Origin of the sequence: Pseudovibrio japonicus (genome assembly GCF_014651595.1) — a bacterium.
GTDB classification, from domain to species: domain Bacteria; phylum Pseudomonadota; class Alphaproteobacteria; order Rhizobiales; family Stappiaceae; genus Pseudovibrio; species Pseudovibrio japonicus.
The window spans coordinates 107589-124993 of sequence record NZ_BMXE01000003.1 but is presented as its reverse complement, the minus strand read 5'-3'; the positions used below and the strand labels follow the sequence as shown (position 1 = coordinate 124993).

The 17405-nt window shown below is 55.9% G+C and carries 14 protein-coding genes; 5 read left to right on the top strand and 9 right to left on the bottom strand.

Features of this window, described 5'->3' with window-relative positions:
* The first annotated feature begins 214 nt into the window (after positions 1-214).
* The 4 genes from IE076_RS09115 to IE076_RS09100 are packed head-to-tail and all read left to right on the top strand — an operon-like array spanning position 215 to position 7104.
* Positions 215-1228 carry an AAA family ATPase gene (locus tag IE076_RS09115; protein ID WP_189436477.1) on the top strand — a complete coding sequence of 338 codons (1014 nt, stop codon included), beginning with the start codon at positions 215-217 and terminating at the stop codon, positions 1226-1228.
* A gap of 21 nt (positions 1229-1249) precedes the next feature.
* Positions 1250-2173: a DUF58 domain-containing protein gene (locus IE076_RS09110; protein WP_189436476.1), complete on the top strand. Its 924-nt coding sequence runs from the start codon at positions 1250-1252 to the stop codon at positions 2171-2173.
* Entirely contained in the window at positions 2173-4983 is a 2811-nt protein-coding gene (locus IE076_RS09105; RefSeq protein ID WP_209008991.1) for a DUF4159 domain-containing protein, read from the top strand. Before IE076_RS09110 ends, IE076_RS09105 begins: the two co-directional genes overlap by 1 nt.
* 36 nt (positions 4984-5019) lie before the next feature.
* Complete coding sequence (locus tag IE076_RS09100) at positions 5020-7104, top strand: hypothetical protein (protein ID WP_189436475.1); 2085 nt, start codon at positions 5020-5022, stop codon at positions 7102-7104.
* Positions 7105-7148: 44 nt separating this feature from the next.
* Here IE076_RS09100 and IE076_RS09095 read toward each other — a convergent pair whose 3' ends face one another.
* Together IE076_RS09095 and IE076_RS09090 are read right to left on the bottom strand one after the other, a co-directional pair.
* A complete protein-coding gene (locus IE076_RS09095; RefSeq protein WP_189436474.1) occupies positions 7149-7724 on the bottom strand; it encodes a GNAT family N-acetyltransferase in 576 nt (191 codons plus the stop codon).
* A 323-nt stretch (positions 7725-8047) separates the two neighbouring features.
* Entirely contained in the window at positions 8048-8518 is a 471-nt protein-coding gene (locus IE076_RS09090; protein ID WP_244649647.1) for an NUDIX domain-containing protein, read from the bottom strand.
* A 461-nt stretch (positions 8519-8979) separates the two neighbouring features.
* Between IE076_RS09090 and IE076_RS09085 the strand changes: the two genes are divergently transcribed.
* Positions 8980-9915, top strand: coding sequence for a metallophosphoesterase family protein (locus IE076_RS09085; RefSeq protein ID WP_189436473.1), 936 nt, complete (start codon positions 8980-8982; stop codon positions 9913-9915).
* Positions 9916-9991: 76 nt separating this feature from the next.
* Here IE076_RS09085 and IE076_RS09080 read toward each other — a convergent pair whose 3' ends face one another.
* The 7 genes from IE076_RS09080 to IE076_RS09050 form a co-directional block, all read right to left on the bottom strand.
* The gene (locus IE076_RS09080; protein WP_189436472.1) at positions 9992-10621 is read right to left on the bottom strand and encodes a hypothetical protein; all 630 of its coding nucleotides are present in this window, start codon (positions 10619-10621) and stop codon (positions 9992-9994) included.
* A 307-nt stretch (positions 10622-10928) separates the two neighbouring features.
* The gene (locus tag IE076_RS09075; RefSeq protein WP_189436471.1) at positions 10929-11537 is read right to left on the bottom strand and encodes a GNAT family N-acetyltransferase; all 609 of its coding nucleotides are present in this window, start codon (positions 11535-11537) and stop codon (positions 10929-10931) included.
* A 93-nt stretch (positions 11538-11630) separates the two neighbouring features.
* The gene (gene flhA / locus IE076_RS09070; RefSeq protein WP_189436470.1) at positions 11631-13805 is read right to left on the bottom strand and encodes a flagellar biosynthesis protein FlhA; all 2175 of its coding nucleotides are present in this window, start codon (positions 13803-13805) and stop codon (positions 11631-11633) included.
* A 19-nt stretch (positions 13806-13824) separates the two neighbouring features.
* The gene (gene flbD, locus IE076_RS09065; protein ID WP_189436469.1) at positions 13825-15198 is read right to left on the bottom strand and encodes a sigma-54-dependent transcriptional regulator FlbD; all 1374 of its coding nucleotides are present in this window, start codon (positions 15196-15198) and stop codon (positions 13825-13827) included.
* Positions 15199-15229: 31 nt separating this feature from the next.
* Positions 15230-15571: a flagellar motor switch protein FliN gene (gene fliN / locus IE076_RS09060; RefSeq protein ID WP_209008990.1), complete on the bottom strand. Its 342-nt coding sequence runs from the start codon at positions 15569-15571 to the stop codon at positions 15230-15232.
* Positions 15572-15632: 61 nt separating this feature from the next.
* Positions 15633-16304, bottom strand: coding sequence for a FliH/SctL family protein (locus IE076_RS09055; RefSeq protein ID WP_189436467.1), 672 nt, complete (start codon positions 16302-16304; stop codon positions 15633-15635).
* A gap of 36 nt (positions 16305-16340) precedes the next feature.
* Entirely contained in the window at positions 16341-17405 is a 1065-nt protein-coding gene (locus IE076_RS09050; RefSeq protein ID WP_189436466.1) for a flagellar motor switch protein FliG, read from the bottom strand.

Here is a 17405-nt window from a genome sequence, read left to right as displayed (position 1 = left end):
CAAAAACCAGTCACCATCCAAACCGGGGAAGTCCAAGGGGAAATTCCAATCAAAACTGGCAATCCCACCCACAGTTACACCTGTGCCTCCCCACCTCATCAGTCAATGAAAAGCACAGGCCTATAAATTTGCTGGGGATCACCTTTTTTAAAACCGGGTATGATGTGAGTGTGAACCAGGCAGGGTTGTAACGCGCGACAAAAAGAGAGCAGCGATGAACACCAGTATGACAGGCATGCCCCCCGAACCAGAGGATATCGTCGCACGCACAGAAGCGGCTTGCGAGAAGATCCAACAGGCAAAAGCGGAGATCGCCCGGTCCATATTCGGTCAGGAAAGCGTTGTTGAGCGTACACTGGTCACCATACTAGCTGGCGGACATGGCCTGCTCGTCGGTGTTCCCGGTCTGGCAAAAACCAAGCTGGTGGAAAGTTTGGGCACAGTCTTGGGCCTCAACTCCAGCCGCATTCAGTTTACCCCGGACCTGATGCCCTCCGATATCCTTGGCTCAGAAGTCATGGAGGAAGCACCAGACGGCAAACGTTCCTTCCGCTTCATCCCCGGCCCGGTCTTCGCCCAGCTTCTCATGGCCGACGAGATCAACCGCGCCAGCCCGCGCACCCAGTCCGCCCTCCTGCAATCCATGCAGGAATACCAGGTCACAATCGCAGGACATCACCACGACCTGCCCAGCCCCTTCCACGTTCTGGCAACCCAAAACCCGCTTGAACAGGAAGGCACTTACCCACTGCCAGAAGCCCAGCTTGATCGCTTCCTGATGCAGATCGACGTGCACTATCCTGATATTGATGCAGAACGCCGTATTCTCATTGAAACAACCGGTGCCTCGGAAGCCCAATCCAAACAGGTTTTGCAGTTGGACGAGCTTAAGCAGATGCAGCAACTCGTGCGGCACATCCCGGTTGGTGAAAGCGTCATGGATGCCATACTCAAACTGGTCCGCGCTGCCCGCCCCGGAGAAGCTGACGGCTTTGAGGACCTCGCCCAGTATATCGCCTGGGGCCCCGGTCCCCGCGCCAGTCAGGCCCTTATGCTGACCGTACGCGCCCGCGCATTGGCCGATGGCCGCTTAACCCCAAGCATTGATGATGTCATGGCACTGGCAGAGCCTGTTCTGCAGCACCGCATGGCGCTCACCTTTGCCGCCAGAGCGGACGGAAAAACCATCCCTCAACTGCTTCGGGACATCAAAGCACGCATCGCCTAACACCAGCCGACAGGATCGCATATGTTATCTTCGAGGACCGATCCTCAAGACATGCAGGAAAATATCTTCGGCTTGAGCGGCGAAGCGCAGTCCCTTGCCGACACCCTGCCAGAGCTGCTGATCGAGGCCCGGCGCATCGCTGCCAATGTCACCTCCGGCTGGCATGGCCGCCGCCGCGCAGGCCCTGGCGAAACTTTCTGGCAATTCCGTCCTTTCCTTTCTGGAGAAGCCGCCCAACAGGTCGACTGGCGCCGCTCTGCACGCGACGATAATCTGTATGTGCGCGAGCGTGAGTGGGAAGCCGCCCAAACCATCTGGGTCTGGGCCGACCTATCCGCCTCGATGCGTTTCCAAAGCAAACAGGCTACCGCCTCCAAACGCGACCGCGCTCTCTTGCTCATGCTCGCCCTCACTTATGCACTGAATGAAGCAGGTGAACGTGTCGGTCTTGCCGGTCTCACAAGAGCACTGGGCAGCCGCAATGCCATGCAGCAAATCGCGCAAACACTGGTGCACGAGGTCCCTGACACAACATTGCCGAACCCGGAAGGAATACGCCGGTTCTCCGAGGTCGTGCTGTTCTCCGATCTGCTCGACCCACCGGATAAACTGCAAACATGGATGGCAACCATCGCCAGCACCGGTGCAAAAGGGCACCTCATTCAGCTGCTTGATCCCATTGAAGAAACGTTCCCCTTCACCGGCCCTACCCGGTTTGAAGACCCGGAAAACGGAGATGAACTCAAGGCAGGCCGCGCCCAGACATGGCAGCAGGAATACTTGCACAGACTGGCAGCACATAAGGATCAGATCACTTCACTGGCGCGCAAATTCGGCTGGAGCTACACCCTGCACCACACTGATCGCCCAGCGGTTGAGCCGCTCATGCTGTTGCACTCCCGCTTGGCAGATGCACCGCAGCACAAGATGAGAGGGGCCCTGTGATGATCAGTTCTTTGCTCCCCATTGGCTTTGCCGCCCCATGGGTTCTGGCGACCCTTGCAGCCCTCCCGGTTTTATGGTGGCTGCTCCGCACAACACCGCCCCAGCCTGCCCACGTCAAATTCCCGCCCCTGCGGCTGCTGCTGTCCCTCCGCAATAAAGAGGAAACCCCGCAACACACCCCATGGTGGCTGATCCTGCTTCGTCTCCTGCTCGCAACAATCCTGATCATTGCAATGGCAGGTCCGGTCTGGAAACCGCTGGATATCGCCGAGCCGAAAGCAGGGCCGCTCTGGATCATCGTCGACAACGGCTGGGATGCCTCCGCAGACTGGGAACGCCAGATCCGCATGGCTGAGATGATGGTAGACGGCGCGGCGCAAAACAACCGCACCGTCATGCTGGTCACCACCGCCGATGGCCCAGCACAGGCCATGCGTCTGTCCAACGCGCAAGAGGTCGCGGACCAGCTGCGCGCACTCACCCCGCAAGGGTGGCAAGCTGCCCGCTCTGAGCTGATCCCCGCACTACAAAAGCAGGCGGAGCGGAACCCACCCGGCGCGATCCTGTGGTTTTCTTCCCCACTAGAAGAACCATCCACCACAAGCTTTGCGAGAGGACTGGCCAGCATTGCCCGAGCATCTGATGTGCGTGAGAGTTCATTTCTGATCTACCGGTCCGACACACCGGTCTACGCACTCAAACAACTACAGAACACAGCTGGCGCAATGACGACCACCGTTCTGCGCCACCCCGCACCTTTGGCAGAAACGCTGACGGTACGTGCCTATGATCGCAAGCAGCGCGCAATTGCAGAACAAACAATTGAGCTGGAAGCCGGTCAAAATTCCGGCGAAATCTCGCTCGAACTACCGTCAGAGCTGCGTAACGACATCACAAAACTTGCCATTCTCGGCAACGCCAGCGCGGGCAGCACGGTCCTCGTGGATGAAAAATGGCGCCGCCGCAAGGTCGGTCTCTTCGCCGGTGGGTTTGCAGATCGCTCCCAGCCCCTGCTCTCACCACTTTACTATCTGCAACGCGCGCTCTCCCCCTTCGCAGATCTGCCCCCCGCCAACAGCACAGACATCACCACCGCTATCTCCGACTTTTTTGACAAGGGAATCTCCGTGCTCGTTCTTGCAGAAGTCGGAACTCTGCCAAAGAACACAGAGGCCGATATTGCAAGCTGGGTCTCCAAAGGCGGCACACTCATTCGTTTCGCTGGCCCACAGCTCCCAGAAACGCAAGATTCCCTTATTCCGGTTGCCCTTCGTATGGGCGATCGCAAGCTGGGTGGCTCCCTTTCCTGGAAAGAGCCACAACCACTTGCCTCCTTCTCCGATAACAGCCCGTTCCGTGCCATCACGCTACCCACAGACGTCACAGTAAACCGTCAGATCCTTGCCGAACCAACCGCAGACCTCCCGGATCGCACCTGGGCCTCACTGAAGGACGGCACCCCGCTGGTCACTGCAAAAAAACACGGCAAAGGCTCCATCATTCTGTTTCATGTTACGCCGGACACCAAATGGTCCAACCTGCCCCTTTCCGGCGGGTTTGTGGACATGCTGCGGGCAATCACTAACATGTCGGCAACAGCAGTCTACAATCCGGATGACGACACCGACATCGCCCTGTCCGCCTCTGCCCTTCCGCTACTCAAGATGCTTGATGGCTACGGCAAGCTCGTCCCCCCCTCCGCCAATCATCAGCCCATTCTGGAGCGCGACTTTGCAACCACCCATGCCTCTCGCGAAACACCTCCCGGCCTTTATGGCACCGAAGATGCAATGCGCGCGCTCAACCTGATGGAAGACGAAGACAATCTGGTCCCGCTCAACCTGACGCCCCTTTCCATGGCAACCCTTTTAGACTACCCCTCGGAAAAGCCGTTGGATTTACGCGGCTGGTTCTTTTCCATTGCAATCCTTCTGGCTCTGCTGGACACCCTCGCCCTGCTCTGGCTCTCCGGCAAGCTACGCCGCAGCCAGTTCACACACGCCGCAATTCTCCTCTTCCTCGTCGCCTCTCTGAGCTTCACAAGCGCGGACAAAACGCAGGCACAAAGCAGTGAGGAGCAATTCGCACTTGATGCATCCCTGGACACCCGCCTTGCCTATGTAATGACTGGTGTGCCGGAAGTTGACGAGATCAGCCGTGCTGGATTGTTTGGGCTCACCCGGTTGCTGTCAGACAGAACCGCTTTGGAACCGGAAGTACCCATTGGCCTAGACCTGCAGACCAATGAACTCTCCTTCTTTCCAATCATCTATTGGCCCATTGATACGGCGATGCAGATGCCCAGCCCCGAGGCCATGTCGCGGATCAGCGCGTATATGCGCAATGGCGGCACCATTTTGTTTGATACACGAGATGCTTACGGCACCGGCTCAAACTCACCAAACAAACAAAAGCTTCAGCAGCTGCTCAGAGGGCTGGATATTCCAAATCTGGAACCGGTCCCGCCCGATCATGTCCTGACGAAAACCTTTTATATTCTTGATGACTTTCCCGGCCGCTACAATCTGAGCCCCATGTGGGTGCAGGCAAGTGCCAACACCGCTGATGGCAGCCGTCCGGTACGTGCAGGCGACGGCGTTTCCCCCATTATGATCAGCGGCAATGACCTTGCCGCCGCCTGGGCCATCGATACGGAGGGCAACTACCTCTACCCAACCATTCCGGCAGACGGCAACCAGCGCGAAATGGCAGCGCGCGTTGGCATCAACATCCTCATGTACACCATGACAGGCAACTACAAGGCAGATCAGGTCCACATCCCTGCCCTGCTGGAACGCATTGGACAGTAACGAGAAGACCTCGAAACTCGGAGCACAGCAACACACATGACATGGTCTCTTTCCATCGACCCGCTTTTGCCCCTTCCGGCAATAATCGCGCTTGGTGTGATCATCGCTCTGGTCTGTGCCTACCTCATGATCATGGGAATGCGCGGAGCCCTCATCCGCTCACTGGCACTGGCGCTACTCGTTCTGGCCCTGCTCAACCCGGCGGTCCTGCGCGAAGACCGCGAGTATCTGCCAAGCACGGTCGTGGTCCTTTCCGATAACAGCCAAAGCCAGCAAATGGAGAACCGCGCAAAGCTCACAAGAGCGGCGCGCGAGGAGATCGTCGACCAACTACAAGCGCTTGACGACGTTGATGTCCGTCAGGTCACTCTCAACGACACCTCAATGGAAAACGGCGACGGCACCCGCGCCTTCACCGCAATCTCCAATGAGCTGGCAGATGTGCCGCCAGAAAGAATAGCTGGAGCCATCCTCATAACCGATGGCCAGATACACGATGTACCTGCAACCGCAGAAAAACTCGGCTTCTCCGCTCCAGTTCACGCACTCATCACAGGCCGCCCCGGCGAGTTTGACCGCCGCCTGAAAGTCGCCAAAGCCCCCCGTTTTGGACTGGTCGGCTCAACACAGGTTGTCCAGCTGGAACTCATTGAGGAAGGCACCCCGCAGCCCTTCGGAAATCGTGCGGAAATCACCGTACGCCGCAACGGCGCAATTCTCTCCAAGCAGTTCATTTCCTCTGGCTATCCGGCAGAGATCGCCGTCGAAATCGAACATGGCGGCCAGAACATCTATGAGTTCGAGGTTGAAGCGCTTGAGGGCGAGCTGACGCCACTGAACAACCGCGCCCTCGTGACAGTTGATGGCGTGCGCGAAAATCTCCGCGTTCTACTGGTCTCCGGCTCCCCTCATGCCGGAGAGCGCACATGGCGCAACCTGCTCAAATCAGACGCCTCCGTGGATCTGGTCCACTTCACCATCCTGCGCCCGCCGGAAAAGCAGGACGGCACACCGATCAACCAATTGTCCTTGATTGCCTTTCCAACCCGCGAGCTGTTCTCCGTCAAGATCGATGAGTTCGACCTCATCATCTTCGATCGCTACGAGCGCCGCGGCGTTCTGCCTCTTCTCTACTTCGATAATATCGCCAGATACGTAAGCAATGGCGGCGCCGTGCTCATCGCGGGCGGGCCAGACTATGCAGAGGCCAACAGCATCTTCAGAACCCCACTTGGTCGCATCCTTCCTGCAGTCCCAACCGGCGAGATCTTCGAAGAGCCCTTCTATGCAAACGTATCGGAGCTTGGCCTGCGCCACCCGGTAACCCGCGACCTGCCCGGAGCAGAAGAAAGCCCGCCGCAATGGAGCAAATGGTTCCGCCTCGTAGGCGCCGATGTACAGGAAGGCCAGCCCATCATGACCGCACTGGGCGATAAGCCCTTGCTCGTGCTCAGCCGCGTTGGCAAAGGCCGTGTTGCCGCCCTGCTCTCTGACCACGTCTGGCTCTGGGCAAGAGGCTATGAAGGCGGCGGCCCTCATGTCCCGCTACTGCGCAGACTGGCGCACTGGTTGATGAAAGAACCGGACCTGGAGGAAGAAGCCCTGCGCCTGTCTCTGCGTGGCTCAACGCTCCTCACTGAACGCCAAACCCTCGCAAACCTCGTTGATCCGGTAACCCTGACAACACCCTCCGGCAAGACAGAACAACTGGAGCTGACAAAAGACGCCTCAGGCCATTGGACCGCCTCCGTAAAAGCAGAGGAACTAGGCCTGTATTCTGCAACTGATGGCGCGCACACCGCCCTGATCAATGTAGGTCCACCGAACCCACGGGAGTTTCTGGAAGTGGTCTCCACGACCGACAAACTCTCCGGTACAGCAGATCAGACGGGCGGAGCAGTCCTGCGCATTGGCGGCGATGATGGCGCATCCCTGTCCGTACCCAATATCATCGCACAACGCTCCTCCGCTCAATATCACGGCAACGGCTGGATCGGCATCAAGCGAACAGACGCCAGCATCTTAAACGGCATAGACCGCTACCCGCTTCTGATCGGCTTCTTCGGCCTTGCGGTATTGCTGGGGCTTCTGTCTTTCACTTGGTATCGTGAGGGCCAATAAAGCGCGGCAGCTCCTATGTGGTAATGCAAACTCCAACCAGCCTGTCAGGTCGCCAAAGCAGCAGTGCCCTGCAGCATATCCACCAGCTGCGGCTCAACCTGCGTGCTGGCCACCAGAGCAGGCTTCCCATACCCGCCCGTTACAGCGCCAGCTGGCATCCCTTCACCATACAGCGTCAAGATCAGCAACCGATCCGGATCAACAGGCCCCGGCAAGGTAATCTGGCCATGCGGCACCTGCTCGTACCCATGCGGGCCATAATAGGGATGGTCCCCAACCAACAGAATCGACGGAACGCCCAGTGCCTTGGCCTCAGCTGCAACCGTCTTCAGCAAAAGCCTGCCCAGCCCCTGCCCTTTGTAAGAGGCTTTCACGGTCAACGGACCCAGCAACATGCTCTGACAGGCACCAATCATAATGGGAGTAAGTTTGACAGACCCGGCAATCTCGCCGTTATGCTCGCCAACAAAACACAGGTTCGCGGCCTGCGGAACACCATCACGGATTTTGAACGCCGTCCGCTCAAACCGCGTAGGGCCGAAGGCCTCAGCTTGCATCTGTTCTATCTGGAAGAAGTCTGCTGGGGTTTCGTTCCGCACCAGCCATTTTGAAACTGTCATATTACACACCACAAATCGAAGGAGTAAGACCGTCGATCCGTGTGGCTCAGGCAGTTATACCGAAGTTGGGAGCACACTGAGAGGAGGACGGCACGAAGCACCACGCGAGAGCATATCCCGCGCGTTCATTCGTCGTCGCTGTTCCCAGCAAATTGCCATAAGGCCCGTACCCCAATATTCCGGTAGCTCGCATGCAAGAGCACACAAAATTTAATTTCAATCGCTTAAATACCACGCAAATTTTCAGTCGTAAAGCACAAAACTAAGTGGACCTGCGTATTCGTTCGCCGCAAGCGCCCACCACGTAGTCCCTTGAAAAACAACTACCAATAGGGATCAGGCTGCACTTCACCGGCAAGCTCCCGCAAACGCCGCGCCGTTGCCGGGGTGACATCATCAGGCAAGGCATCCAGCGCAAAAAGCTGCAAATCCGCTATCTCCATTGCCGGTCGTTTCCAGTTTGGGTCCTGCTCTGTCAGGCGAACCTTGAAGAACCCAACATGGTCCCGACCAGTTCCAACCCGATTCAAATGCATGGAAAGCAGCGTCACTTCTGGCCCGCACCCATACCCCGTTTCCTCTGAAAGCTCCCTGCGCGCAGCCTCCGCCATGGTCTCGCCCGCATCAACCCCGCCACCGGGAAAATACCAGCCCGGCAGGTACTGATGACGCACCAAAAGGACTCGATTCTCATCATCAAATGCCGCCACGCGCGCACCCAGCGTCATGCCGCGCGTAACAAGAGCAGCAGATTGCACCAGCCTATTGATAATTCGCGTCTTCAAGCCTGCCACATTCAACCTCAAGTACAGATTAAACCATTGATAAAAAACAATGATAATCTGAAATATCTTTTATGCAAAAAGTGCATACCACCCTTGCAAAACTAACACTACACAACCACCAGGATAGGCGTAAAAAGAGTTCAAAGAATAAGCACATGCCCAAAAGTTAATTAGGGCTGCCCCATCGTTCACTTTTATTAGACACCTAACCGGCGTTTCTCAAATCGCAGGAGTACCACGTCATGCTCACTAAAGTTCTCGCTCGCTTCCGTCGCACAAAACGCTTCCATTGGGCTCCAGCAGTAACCACTGCCAACACTCATGACACCGCTGTTCTGCGCCCATCTTCTTGCCTTTAAGGCGAGTTAAAGGTCAGCGTTCCATATCTGTCAAAAGCGCTTGAGGGTAATTCTCCCAAATCAAGGAAAATCCCTTGACCTCAGGCGCAATGCAGGGATGATGCGCAGGCTATGTTTAAGCTCGTACACATATCTGATCCACATTTAGGACCGCTGCCGGACGTACGTCCTGTCCAGCTCGCCTCAAAGCGCATTCTCGGCTACATCAATTGGCAACGTAACCGCGCTCACGCGATGACCAACTCCTACCTCGATGCGCTGATACGCGATATACACGCGCGTCAGCCGGATCATATTGCCCTATGTGGAGATCTGGTCAATATCGCACTTCCCAAGGAGGTTGCTGGAGCAAAAGACTGGCTCGCAACCGTGGGATCTCCAGATTCCCTCTCCCTGACCCCCGGCAACCACGATGCATACGTCCCCGGCGCGCTCAAGCAGGCCTACACCGCCTGGCGTCCCTATATGCAAAGTGATCCGGAGTTGGGGCTGACACCACCACTGGGCAATGACCCACACTTTCCGTTTGTACGCAGACGAAACAGCGTCACAATCATTGGCTTGTCCACGGCCAAGGCAACCGGCCCGTTCATGGCCACAGGCCACATTAGCAGCAATCAGCTGCGAGAACTGGCAGACCAGCTGCGCCATGCAAAAGAACGCGGTGACTTCCGGGTTGTCATGCTGCACCACCCACCAGTGCGCAACGCAACTGCGTGGTACAAGCGCCTCGTGGGTTCCAGCCGGTTCCGCAACATCATCGCAGAACACGGCGCCGAGCTAATCCTGCACGGCCACACCCATCGTGCAACCCGTATGGAAATCAACGGACCAGAGGGGCCGGTCCCCGTAATCTGCGTGCCTTCGGCCTCAAATGGCCTTGACGGTCACAAGCCACCAGCACGCTACAACCTGTTCACCATTGAGAAAGACGGCGATGGTTGGTCTTGTATGATGGAAGAGCGTGGCTTTACGACTGCCAGTGAAGGCGTGCACCACATCGCACAGCACGACCTGTCTATTCCAGGCCTTAGAAAAGTAGCCTGACGCCCACCAGCTCCACAAAAGCCTTGCTGGCAAGGCAAGTAAGAGAGGCAATCAGATGCCTCTCGGAGCAGAGCGCTTAGCTCGCAAATGGGTTGGCATAAAGCGCCAGCGTAATGAGACCCGCTGCACCGATGGCCATGCCAAGCAGCAGCCCGCAAATCAGGATCAGCATATCCCGCAAGCGTGTCGGCTTGGCCGCAGCAGCTTTGGCAGCATTTTCCTGTTTCAGCTGATCCAGCTTCTTACCGGTAGGAACATCCTGCTGGCGAATGCGATTGAGCATCCAGTCCGCTTCCAGCGCCCGCTCCTTCTCGATAATCCGCTCCGCAATGTACTCTGTGATGCAGTCTGCCATATCGTCGAGTTCAGTAGTCTCCAGCAGAACCATACGCCCAAGACGGGTTTCCTTCACAAACCGGTAGGAATGGCGGTCTCGTCCCATCAGCACATGGCTGGTCATATCAATCCAGAGGCGCGGCTGCGTTCCCGGCACAATTTGAAAAGAAAACTGGTCATCGTCTTCCGGAACTTCCTTGAACACATCAATCAGCTCTTCGCTGAGCATTTCAAGGCGAGCTTTCTCGCTCTCCTGCAGGCCTACGACAACGTCAGTCCGCTCCATCTCCGAAACACGAACTTTGCGAATGCTATCCCTCAGCGATCGTACCTTCTCATGAGGCACGACGTTGTCATGTACTTCCGACATGGCAGCTCCCGAATATCCGGCTGAATACCCCTTCAGCCGCACTCTAACCTACGTACAACCCTGCAAATTCAGAGCATCCCTCACGCATCCTCCACAATTAATCAAAGGTACATGGTAAAAGGAAACTAACACATCCTAGATAAAACTCTAATAAAACCTAACCACTCGTCCCGATGTGGGTCACTTTTCCAACATCAACCCTAAGAGTAGCTGGAGAAAGGCTTGGACGCACTCGATCGAAAACCAAGCCGTGCCAATACAAGTACGTCACGCCTGTCAGAAAACGATAGAGATAACCTGCTATACCTTAAGGCAAAAATGGAACATGCGGCGCACAGGAGGGATCCAGAACACCGCTCAGGCGCGGATCATCCGCAACTTCGATGGAGCGCTTGAAAGGCTGGAAGCCGCTACGAATATAAAACTGCAGCGCCTGAGGACTATCTCCAGTACAGGTGTGCAACCAGAAGCGTTTCACTTCGGGGCGTGAGAAGGCTTTGGTGATGGCATGGTTCATTAGCCAGCGCCCCGCACCGCTACCAATAGCTTCTGACACAAGACCGAAGTAGGCTAAGGTGACTTCATCAGGCTTCGAAACATCCAGCTCCAATATCCCAACAGGCTCGCTATCCTTCAAAGCCCAATAGAGTTCATTAGTTGGTTTGCTCAGTGTCGCTTCCAGCTCCTCATCACTCATCACCAGACGGCCAAACCACAACCATGGCCCGCCGATGCGTTTGAAGAGGTCTTTATATTCACTAGTCTCTGTTCTTTCCACTCGCTGAAGCTTCAGGTCGGGACGATCAATCATCTTGAGAGCGGGTTTTTCCAACATTTCCAGATGCGTTGCTACAAATGCCACCTTGCCGTCTGGCAGTTCTGTGTATCCATCAAGATTAAGCTGAATCTGAGACATTTTTTCCTTAAATCCTAAAAAACCTAATGCCCTCTGGGTAACAGCAAGACAGAAACGCAGCAAGTGCTGCGATCTCACAAAACACTCGAGTTCCTATATGGTTGCCACCGTTTTCAAGCGCGCACGCGGGTGAACCTCATTCTGGCTCATCACAAACGTATGTGCGCGGAAGCGTTCGACAATGGACCGCACGAACGGACGCGATTGTGCAGAACACAGCAGCACCGGCACTTCACCCTGATTGGCTGCCGCGTCATAGGCATCACGCACCAATCCTACAAACTCCTGCAGCTTGGACGGCGCCATCGCCAGTTGCCGGTCATCTCCGTCCCCGATGATGCTCTCAAGGAAGGCCGACTCCCACTGTGGGCTCAGGCTGATCAAAGGCAGATAGCCCCCCGGAGCCTGATTTGCAGCGCAGATCTGGCGTGCCAGACGCGTGCGTACATGTTCTGCAATGCTGTTCGGGTTGCGTGTTGTGCCAATCGCTTCCGCAATCCCTTCCAAAATGGTGCCAAGATCGCGAATGGAAATCCGCTCCTCCAGCAACGCCTGAAGCACCCGCTGAATACCGGAGATCGAAATCTGCGCCGGAACAATATCTTCCACCAGTTTGGACTGCTCTTCATCCAGTTTCTTCAGAAGAACCTGCACATCAGCATAGGTAAGCAGCTCGGAAATATGAGACTTGATGGTTTCGGTCAGGTGCGTCGAGATCACCGTTGCAGGATCAACCACCGTATAGCCCAGCAGGTTCGCTTCCTCACGGTACTGTGCCTCAACCCATGTTGCTGGCAAACCAAAGGTCGGCTCGGTAGTATGCGTGCCCGGCAAACGCACCTGCCCGCCGCTCGGATCCATCACCATGAACTGGTTCGGGAACAGCGAACCACTACCAGCGTCCAGCTCCTTCACCTTGATCATGTAGTCGTTCGCACCAAGCTGAATATTATCAAGGATGCGCACGGACGGCATGATCACGCCCATATCCGTCGCAATCTGACGGCGCAGTGCTTTGATCTGCTCGGTAACCTGATCCGTTTCCTGCTTGTTGCGTCCATTGATGATCGGCAGCAGCGCATACCCTAGCTCAATGCGCAGAACATCCATCTTCAGGCTGTCAGAAATGGGTGCTTCTTGTGGCTCTTCAGGCGCTTCTGCCTGCACCTGCGCGGCCACTTCTTCGGCCTTTTCAACGGCGTGCCTCTTACTCGCCTTGCGCGCCAGAAAGCCAGCCGCACCCGCCAGCGCCAGAAACGGCAACATCGGCATACCCGGCAGGAAGGACAGAACCACCATCACAAAGGCAGACATGCCAAGCGCTTTTGGATAACCGGTAAACTGCGTGACAAGCGCTTTGTCAGCAGCCCCTTCAACACCAGCTTTTGAAACCAGAATACCGGCAGCCGTTGAAACGATCAGCGCAGGGATCTGCGAAACCAGACCATCACCAATCGTCAGAAGTGTGTAGTTCTCGGCAGCTTGAGCAAACGTCAGGTCCTGCTGCATTACACCAATAACGATACCGCCAATCACATTGATGAACGTAATCATCAAACCAGCAATGGCGTCACCGCGGACAAACTTGGAGGCACCGTCCATGGACCCGAAGAAGGTGGATTCCGATTCCAGCTCCTTACGGCGGGCCCTTGCCGTCTCCTCATCAATCAGACCGGCACCCAGATCCGCATCAATGGCCATCTGCTTACCGGGCATCGCATCAAGCGTAAAGCGGGCGGAGACTTCCGCAATACGACCAGAACCCTTTGTAATAACGATAAAATTCACGATCACAAGAATCGCAAAGACGATAATCCCGATCACGAAATTACCGCCCATCACAAAGCTGCCGAAGGCCGCAATCACGTTACCGGCAGCATCAGCTCCTTCGTGGCCATCTGCCAAAATCAGACGTGTCGACGCCATATTCAGCGATAACCGCAGCATCGTCGCGATCAGCAAGACAGTGGGAAAGGCCGAGAATTCCAGGGGTTTCTGGATGAACAGCCCCACCATCAGGATCATCACGGAAAAGATGATCGAGATAGCAAGGAACATGTCCAAAAGCATCGCAGGCATCGGAACGATGAGCATCACAAGGATGACCATGACACCAGCAGCAAGACCAAGGTCGCCGTGCCTTATCGCGCTCCAAAGGTCCTGAAAGAAAGCTGCTCCACCGCTTCCGCTTAATCCGGGCAGGCGCGTAGCCGAAGGAGCGCGGTCGCCTCCCCTGTCTGCCACTTTTGCATTTGTCTCTTCAGACATCGCCGCGCCCTATCCGTTTTTATGCGTCAACAGTTCCGGCGCGTGCTTCGCCCGGCCCCGGCACCTCAACACCCTCTTTGGTGTAAAGGTTCAACTTGTTACGAAGCGTACGGATCGAAATACCAAGGATCTTTGCCGCATGGGTACGGTTCCCAAGACAATGGTCAAGCGTATCCAGAATAAGATCACGCTCTACATCTGCAACCGTACGCCCAACCATATCGCGCGAAGCCGCCTCAGCCGCATGAGCAGCACGCGCAGCAGTCTGCTGACCAGCGCCCATTGCAATCGGAGAACCATCAGGCATACGAATGGCATCAGCATCTATTTCAGCACCGGTGGAAAGCAAAACAGCGCGGTGCATGGTGTTTTCCAGCTCGCGCACGTTACCCTTCCACGGATTAGCCAGCAGCAACTGACGCCCTTCCTGCGAAATCGGAAGCGGTTTGGTGCCGTTGGCCTTGGCATAAATCTCGATAAAGTGACTCGCCAGCTCCAGAATATCCGCAGGACGTTCCCGCAGCGCAGGCAGTTTCAGGTTCACCACATTCAAACGGTACAGCAAATCCTCGCGGAACGTGCCGTTCCGCACTTCCTCAGCCAGATCACGGTTGGACGTTGCAATAATTCGAATATCGACAGGAACCGGACGGCTGCCGCCCACACGGTCAATCACCCGTTCCTGAATAGCGCGCAACAGCTTGGCTTGCAGACGCACATCCATCTCGGAGATCTCGTCCAGCATCAAGGTGCCACCATCGGCTTCCTCAAACTTACCAACACGGCGCGCAACAGCACCGGTAAAGGCACCCTTTTCATGGCCGAACAGCTCGGATTCAAGAAGGTGCTCAGGAATTGCGGCACAGTTGATGGAAATGAACGGCTTGCTGGAACGACTGGATTTGCTGTGCAGGAAACGCGAGATCACTTCCTTACCGGAACCAGACTCGCCCGTGATCAGCACGGAGGCATCAGAGGGCGCGACCTGCTCAGCCAGCTTGATCACGCTCGCCATTGCCGCGTCGCGATAGATCAGATCTTCGCGCTCTTCGGTGACAGCGGACAAAACCGCTGCAATCAGGTCCGGATCAGGTGGCAGCGGAATGTATTCCTTGGCGCCCGCCCGAATAGCAGAAACAGCCGCCCGCGCATCCGTCCCCAAACCACAAGCAACGATTGGCACATGGATACGTTCACGCTCTGTCAGCTCCACCAGCTGACCAATATCTTCGTTCACATCAACCATCAGAAGGTCCGCGCCCTGCCCCGAGCGCAAGACTTTCATAGCTTCAGAAGCACCGGGCGCATGGGTAACAGACGCACCACGTTCCATCGCGATCTTGGTTGCGGTCGTCAGCTGACCGCCAAGGGTCCCAACGATCAAGAGTCGCATGTCAGTTCCTTTCCATTACGCCCCATGTCAGTCACTTATCCGCCTTGATGATTTCGGTCATGGTGACACCAAGCTTATCTTCCACCAGCACAACTTCGCCACGCGCGATAAGCCTGTCATTGACATAAACGTCGATTGCCTCACCAACCTTGCGATCAAGCTCCATGACGATCCCGGTATCCAGATGCAAAAGGTCGGAAACCTTCATCTTTGTATGCCCGAGTACAGCAGCTAGTTGGACAGGTACATCAAAGACAGCTTCCAGATCCTCGGCAGCTTTTACCCCGCCTGCACCATCACCACTGAGACTACCAGCGCGCTGGGGGCTTCGATGTTGGTCCAGCAGCATGCCCTTTTCATCATCGCTCATCATCAACCTTCCTGATCCGGTACCGACCACTGGCCAGCACGATCACGGACAAAACTAAAACTGTTCAACTCGCCCGCTCGCGGGCATCGAAATGAGATTTTATGACTTGTTCAATATGCTCAACCGTCTTGCGACGATCACGAATAATGCCACCATCGGGCCATTCGATTCGGCAATCACCGCGCGACATACTCTCTGATTTCACAACATGCACTTTGCCTTCAAAGCTGCTGTTCAGGACGAGATTCTCAACCATTTCTTCCAGCGCATGCGTATCCTCGCTCGGAACCTCGATCAGGATCTGCGGGATCTTTCGCAGCGGCGCCAGACACTCAGAAAGCAGTGCTACAACTTCCGCCAGCGGCTCGCGGGCAATGAGATGGCTGCACAGGCGGCGCGCAATCAAGAAGCACATGCTCACCATATTCTGCTCCTGAGCACGAAGCTGGGTTTCAAGCCCCCCAAGCGCCGCATCCAGCCGCTCACGCAACACCGCCAGTTCTTCTTGCGCACTGAGATTTTGTTGTTCTGCAATAGCCTGCCGCGCCTGCATCTCACCACGCGCAAAAGCAGCCTCTTCTACTGCCTTTAGAATTTGTTGGTGTTCCGCCACCGTAATGGTCGGCTCCGGCGGCGGCGCCACCTCGGCAAGTTCAGCTGCCTCAACCTCGTCAACCGACTTGGTGTTGAACAAAAACCGCTGTCGTGCAGCACCTTGCGGCATAACCGTAACCATCAGCAAGCCTCCGGCAAAAGCAGAAGAAAGAAGACATTAGTAGACAAACTCTTCCTCCCCCTTCTTCTTGTTGATGGTGATTTCACCGGATGTCGCCAGGTCTTTTGCCTTGAGCACAAGAGCCGTTTGCGCATCATCCACCTCACGCAAACGCACAGGTCCCATGCTATCCATATCATCCTGCAACATTTTTGCAGCACGGACAGACATGTTGGCCTTAAAGAACGCCACAGCCGTCTCAGAGGCACCCTTAAGCGCCATTGCGAGTTGATCTTTTTCGATGTTGCGCAGCAAGGTCTGACAGGCACCTGCGTCCAGTTTCAGCAGATCCTCGAAGGTAAACATCAAGTTGCGGATACGCTCGGCTGACTCGCGGCTGTCCTCTTCCAGCGCTGCAAGGAAACGCACCTCGGTCTGTCTGTCAAAGTTGTTGAAGATATCCGCCATCATCTCGTGGCTGTCACGGCGACTTGTCTGGGACAAGTTCGACATAAACTCAATGCGCAGCGTATGCTCGACCTTCTCCAGAATATCCTTCTGGATGGACTCCATGCGCAGCATCCGATTCACCACATCCAGCGCCAGCTCTTCATTAAGCAGTGCAAGAACCCGCGCCGCATGGTCACTCTGGATCTTGGAAAGCACCACCGCAATGGTCTGCGGGTACTCGTTCTTCAGGTAGTTTGCCAGAACGTTTTCAGGCACGTTGGAGAGCTTTTCCCACATGTTCCGGCCTGCAGGACCACGGATTTCTTCCATGATAATCGAGACCCGGTCCGACGGAAGGAAGGAGCTTAGCAAACGCTCAGTCACATCCACATTGCCGTTCAGAGCACCACGAGTGGAAAGGCGCTTCAGGAAATCAACAAACAGCTCTTCAAGCATTGAGGGCGTCACAGGGCCAAGGTTTGCCATCGCACTGGAAACCTGACGCACTTCAATCTCGTCAAGCCCGTCCCAAATGGCCTTTCCGTATTCCTGCCCAAGCGCCAAAAGCAGAACGGCTGCGCGCTCTGCTCCCCCAAGCTCTCGCTCAGCCACATCAGAGGTGACCGATAAGCCTTTCTCCTTCACCTCCTGCTTTGCAATCTCCTCACTCAT

Excerpts from the sequence above, each read along its gene's own strand:
- IE076_RS09085 (WP_189436473.1), top strand. The coding sequence starts at position 8,980 with ATGTTTAAGCTCGTACACATATCTGATCCACATTTAGGACCGCTGCCG.
- IE076_RS09115 (WP_189436477.1), top strand. The coding sequence starts at position 215 with ATGAACACCAGTATGACAGGCATGCCCCCCGAACCAGAGGATATCGTC.
- IE076_RS09110 (WP_189436476.1), top strand. The coding sequence starts at position 1,250 with ATGTTATCTTCGAGGACCGATCCTCAAGACATGCAGGAAAATATCTTC.
- IE076_RS09105 (WP_209008991.1), top strand. The coding sequence starts at position 2,173 with ATGATCAGTTCTTTGCTCCCCATTGGCTTTGCCGCCCCATGGGTTCTG.
- IE076_RS09050 (WP_189436466.1), bottom strand. The coding sequence starts at position 17,405 with ATGAGTGAGGAGATTGCAAAGCAGGAGGTGAAGGAGAAAGGCTTATCG.
- IE076_RS09100 (WP_189436475.1), top strand. The coding sequence starts at position 5,020 with ATGACATGGTCTCTTTCCATCGACCCGCTTTTGCCCCTTCCGGCAATA.
- IE076_RS09080 (WP_189436472.1), bottom strand. The coding sequence starts at position 10,621 with ATGTCGGAAGTACATGACAACGTCGTGCCTCATGAGAAGGTACGATCG.
- IE076_RS09075 (WP_189436471.1), bottom strand. The coding sequence starts at position 11,537 with ATGTCTCAGATTCAGCTTAATCTTGATGGATACACAGAACTGCCAGAC.
- IE076_RS09095 (WP_189436474.1), bottom strand. The coding sequence starts at position 7,724 with ATGACAGTTTCAAAATGGCTGGTGCGGAACGAAACCCCAGCAGACTTC.
- flhA (WP_189436470.1), bottom strand. The coding sequence starts at position 13,805 with ATGTCTGAAGAGACAAATGCAAAAGTGGCAGACAGGGGAGGCGACCGC.
- IE076_RS09055 (WP_189436467.1), bottom strand. The coding sequence starts at position 16,304 with ATGGTTACGGTTATGCCGCAAGGTGCTGCACGACAGCGGTTTTTGTTC.
- fliN (WP_209008990.1), bottom strand. The coding sequence starts at position 15,571 with ATGATGAGCGATGATGAAAAGGGCATGCTGCTGGACCAACATCGAAGC.
- flbD (WP_189436469.1), bottom strand. The coding sequence starts at position 15,198 with ATGCGACTCTTGATCGTTGGGACCCTTGGCGGTCAGCTGACGACCGCA.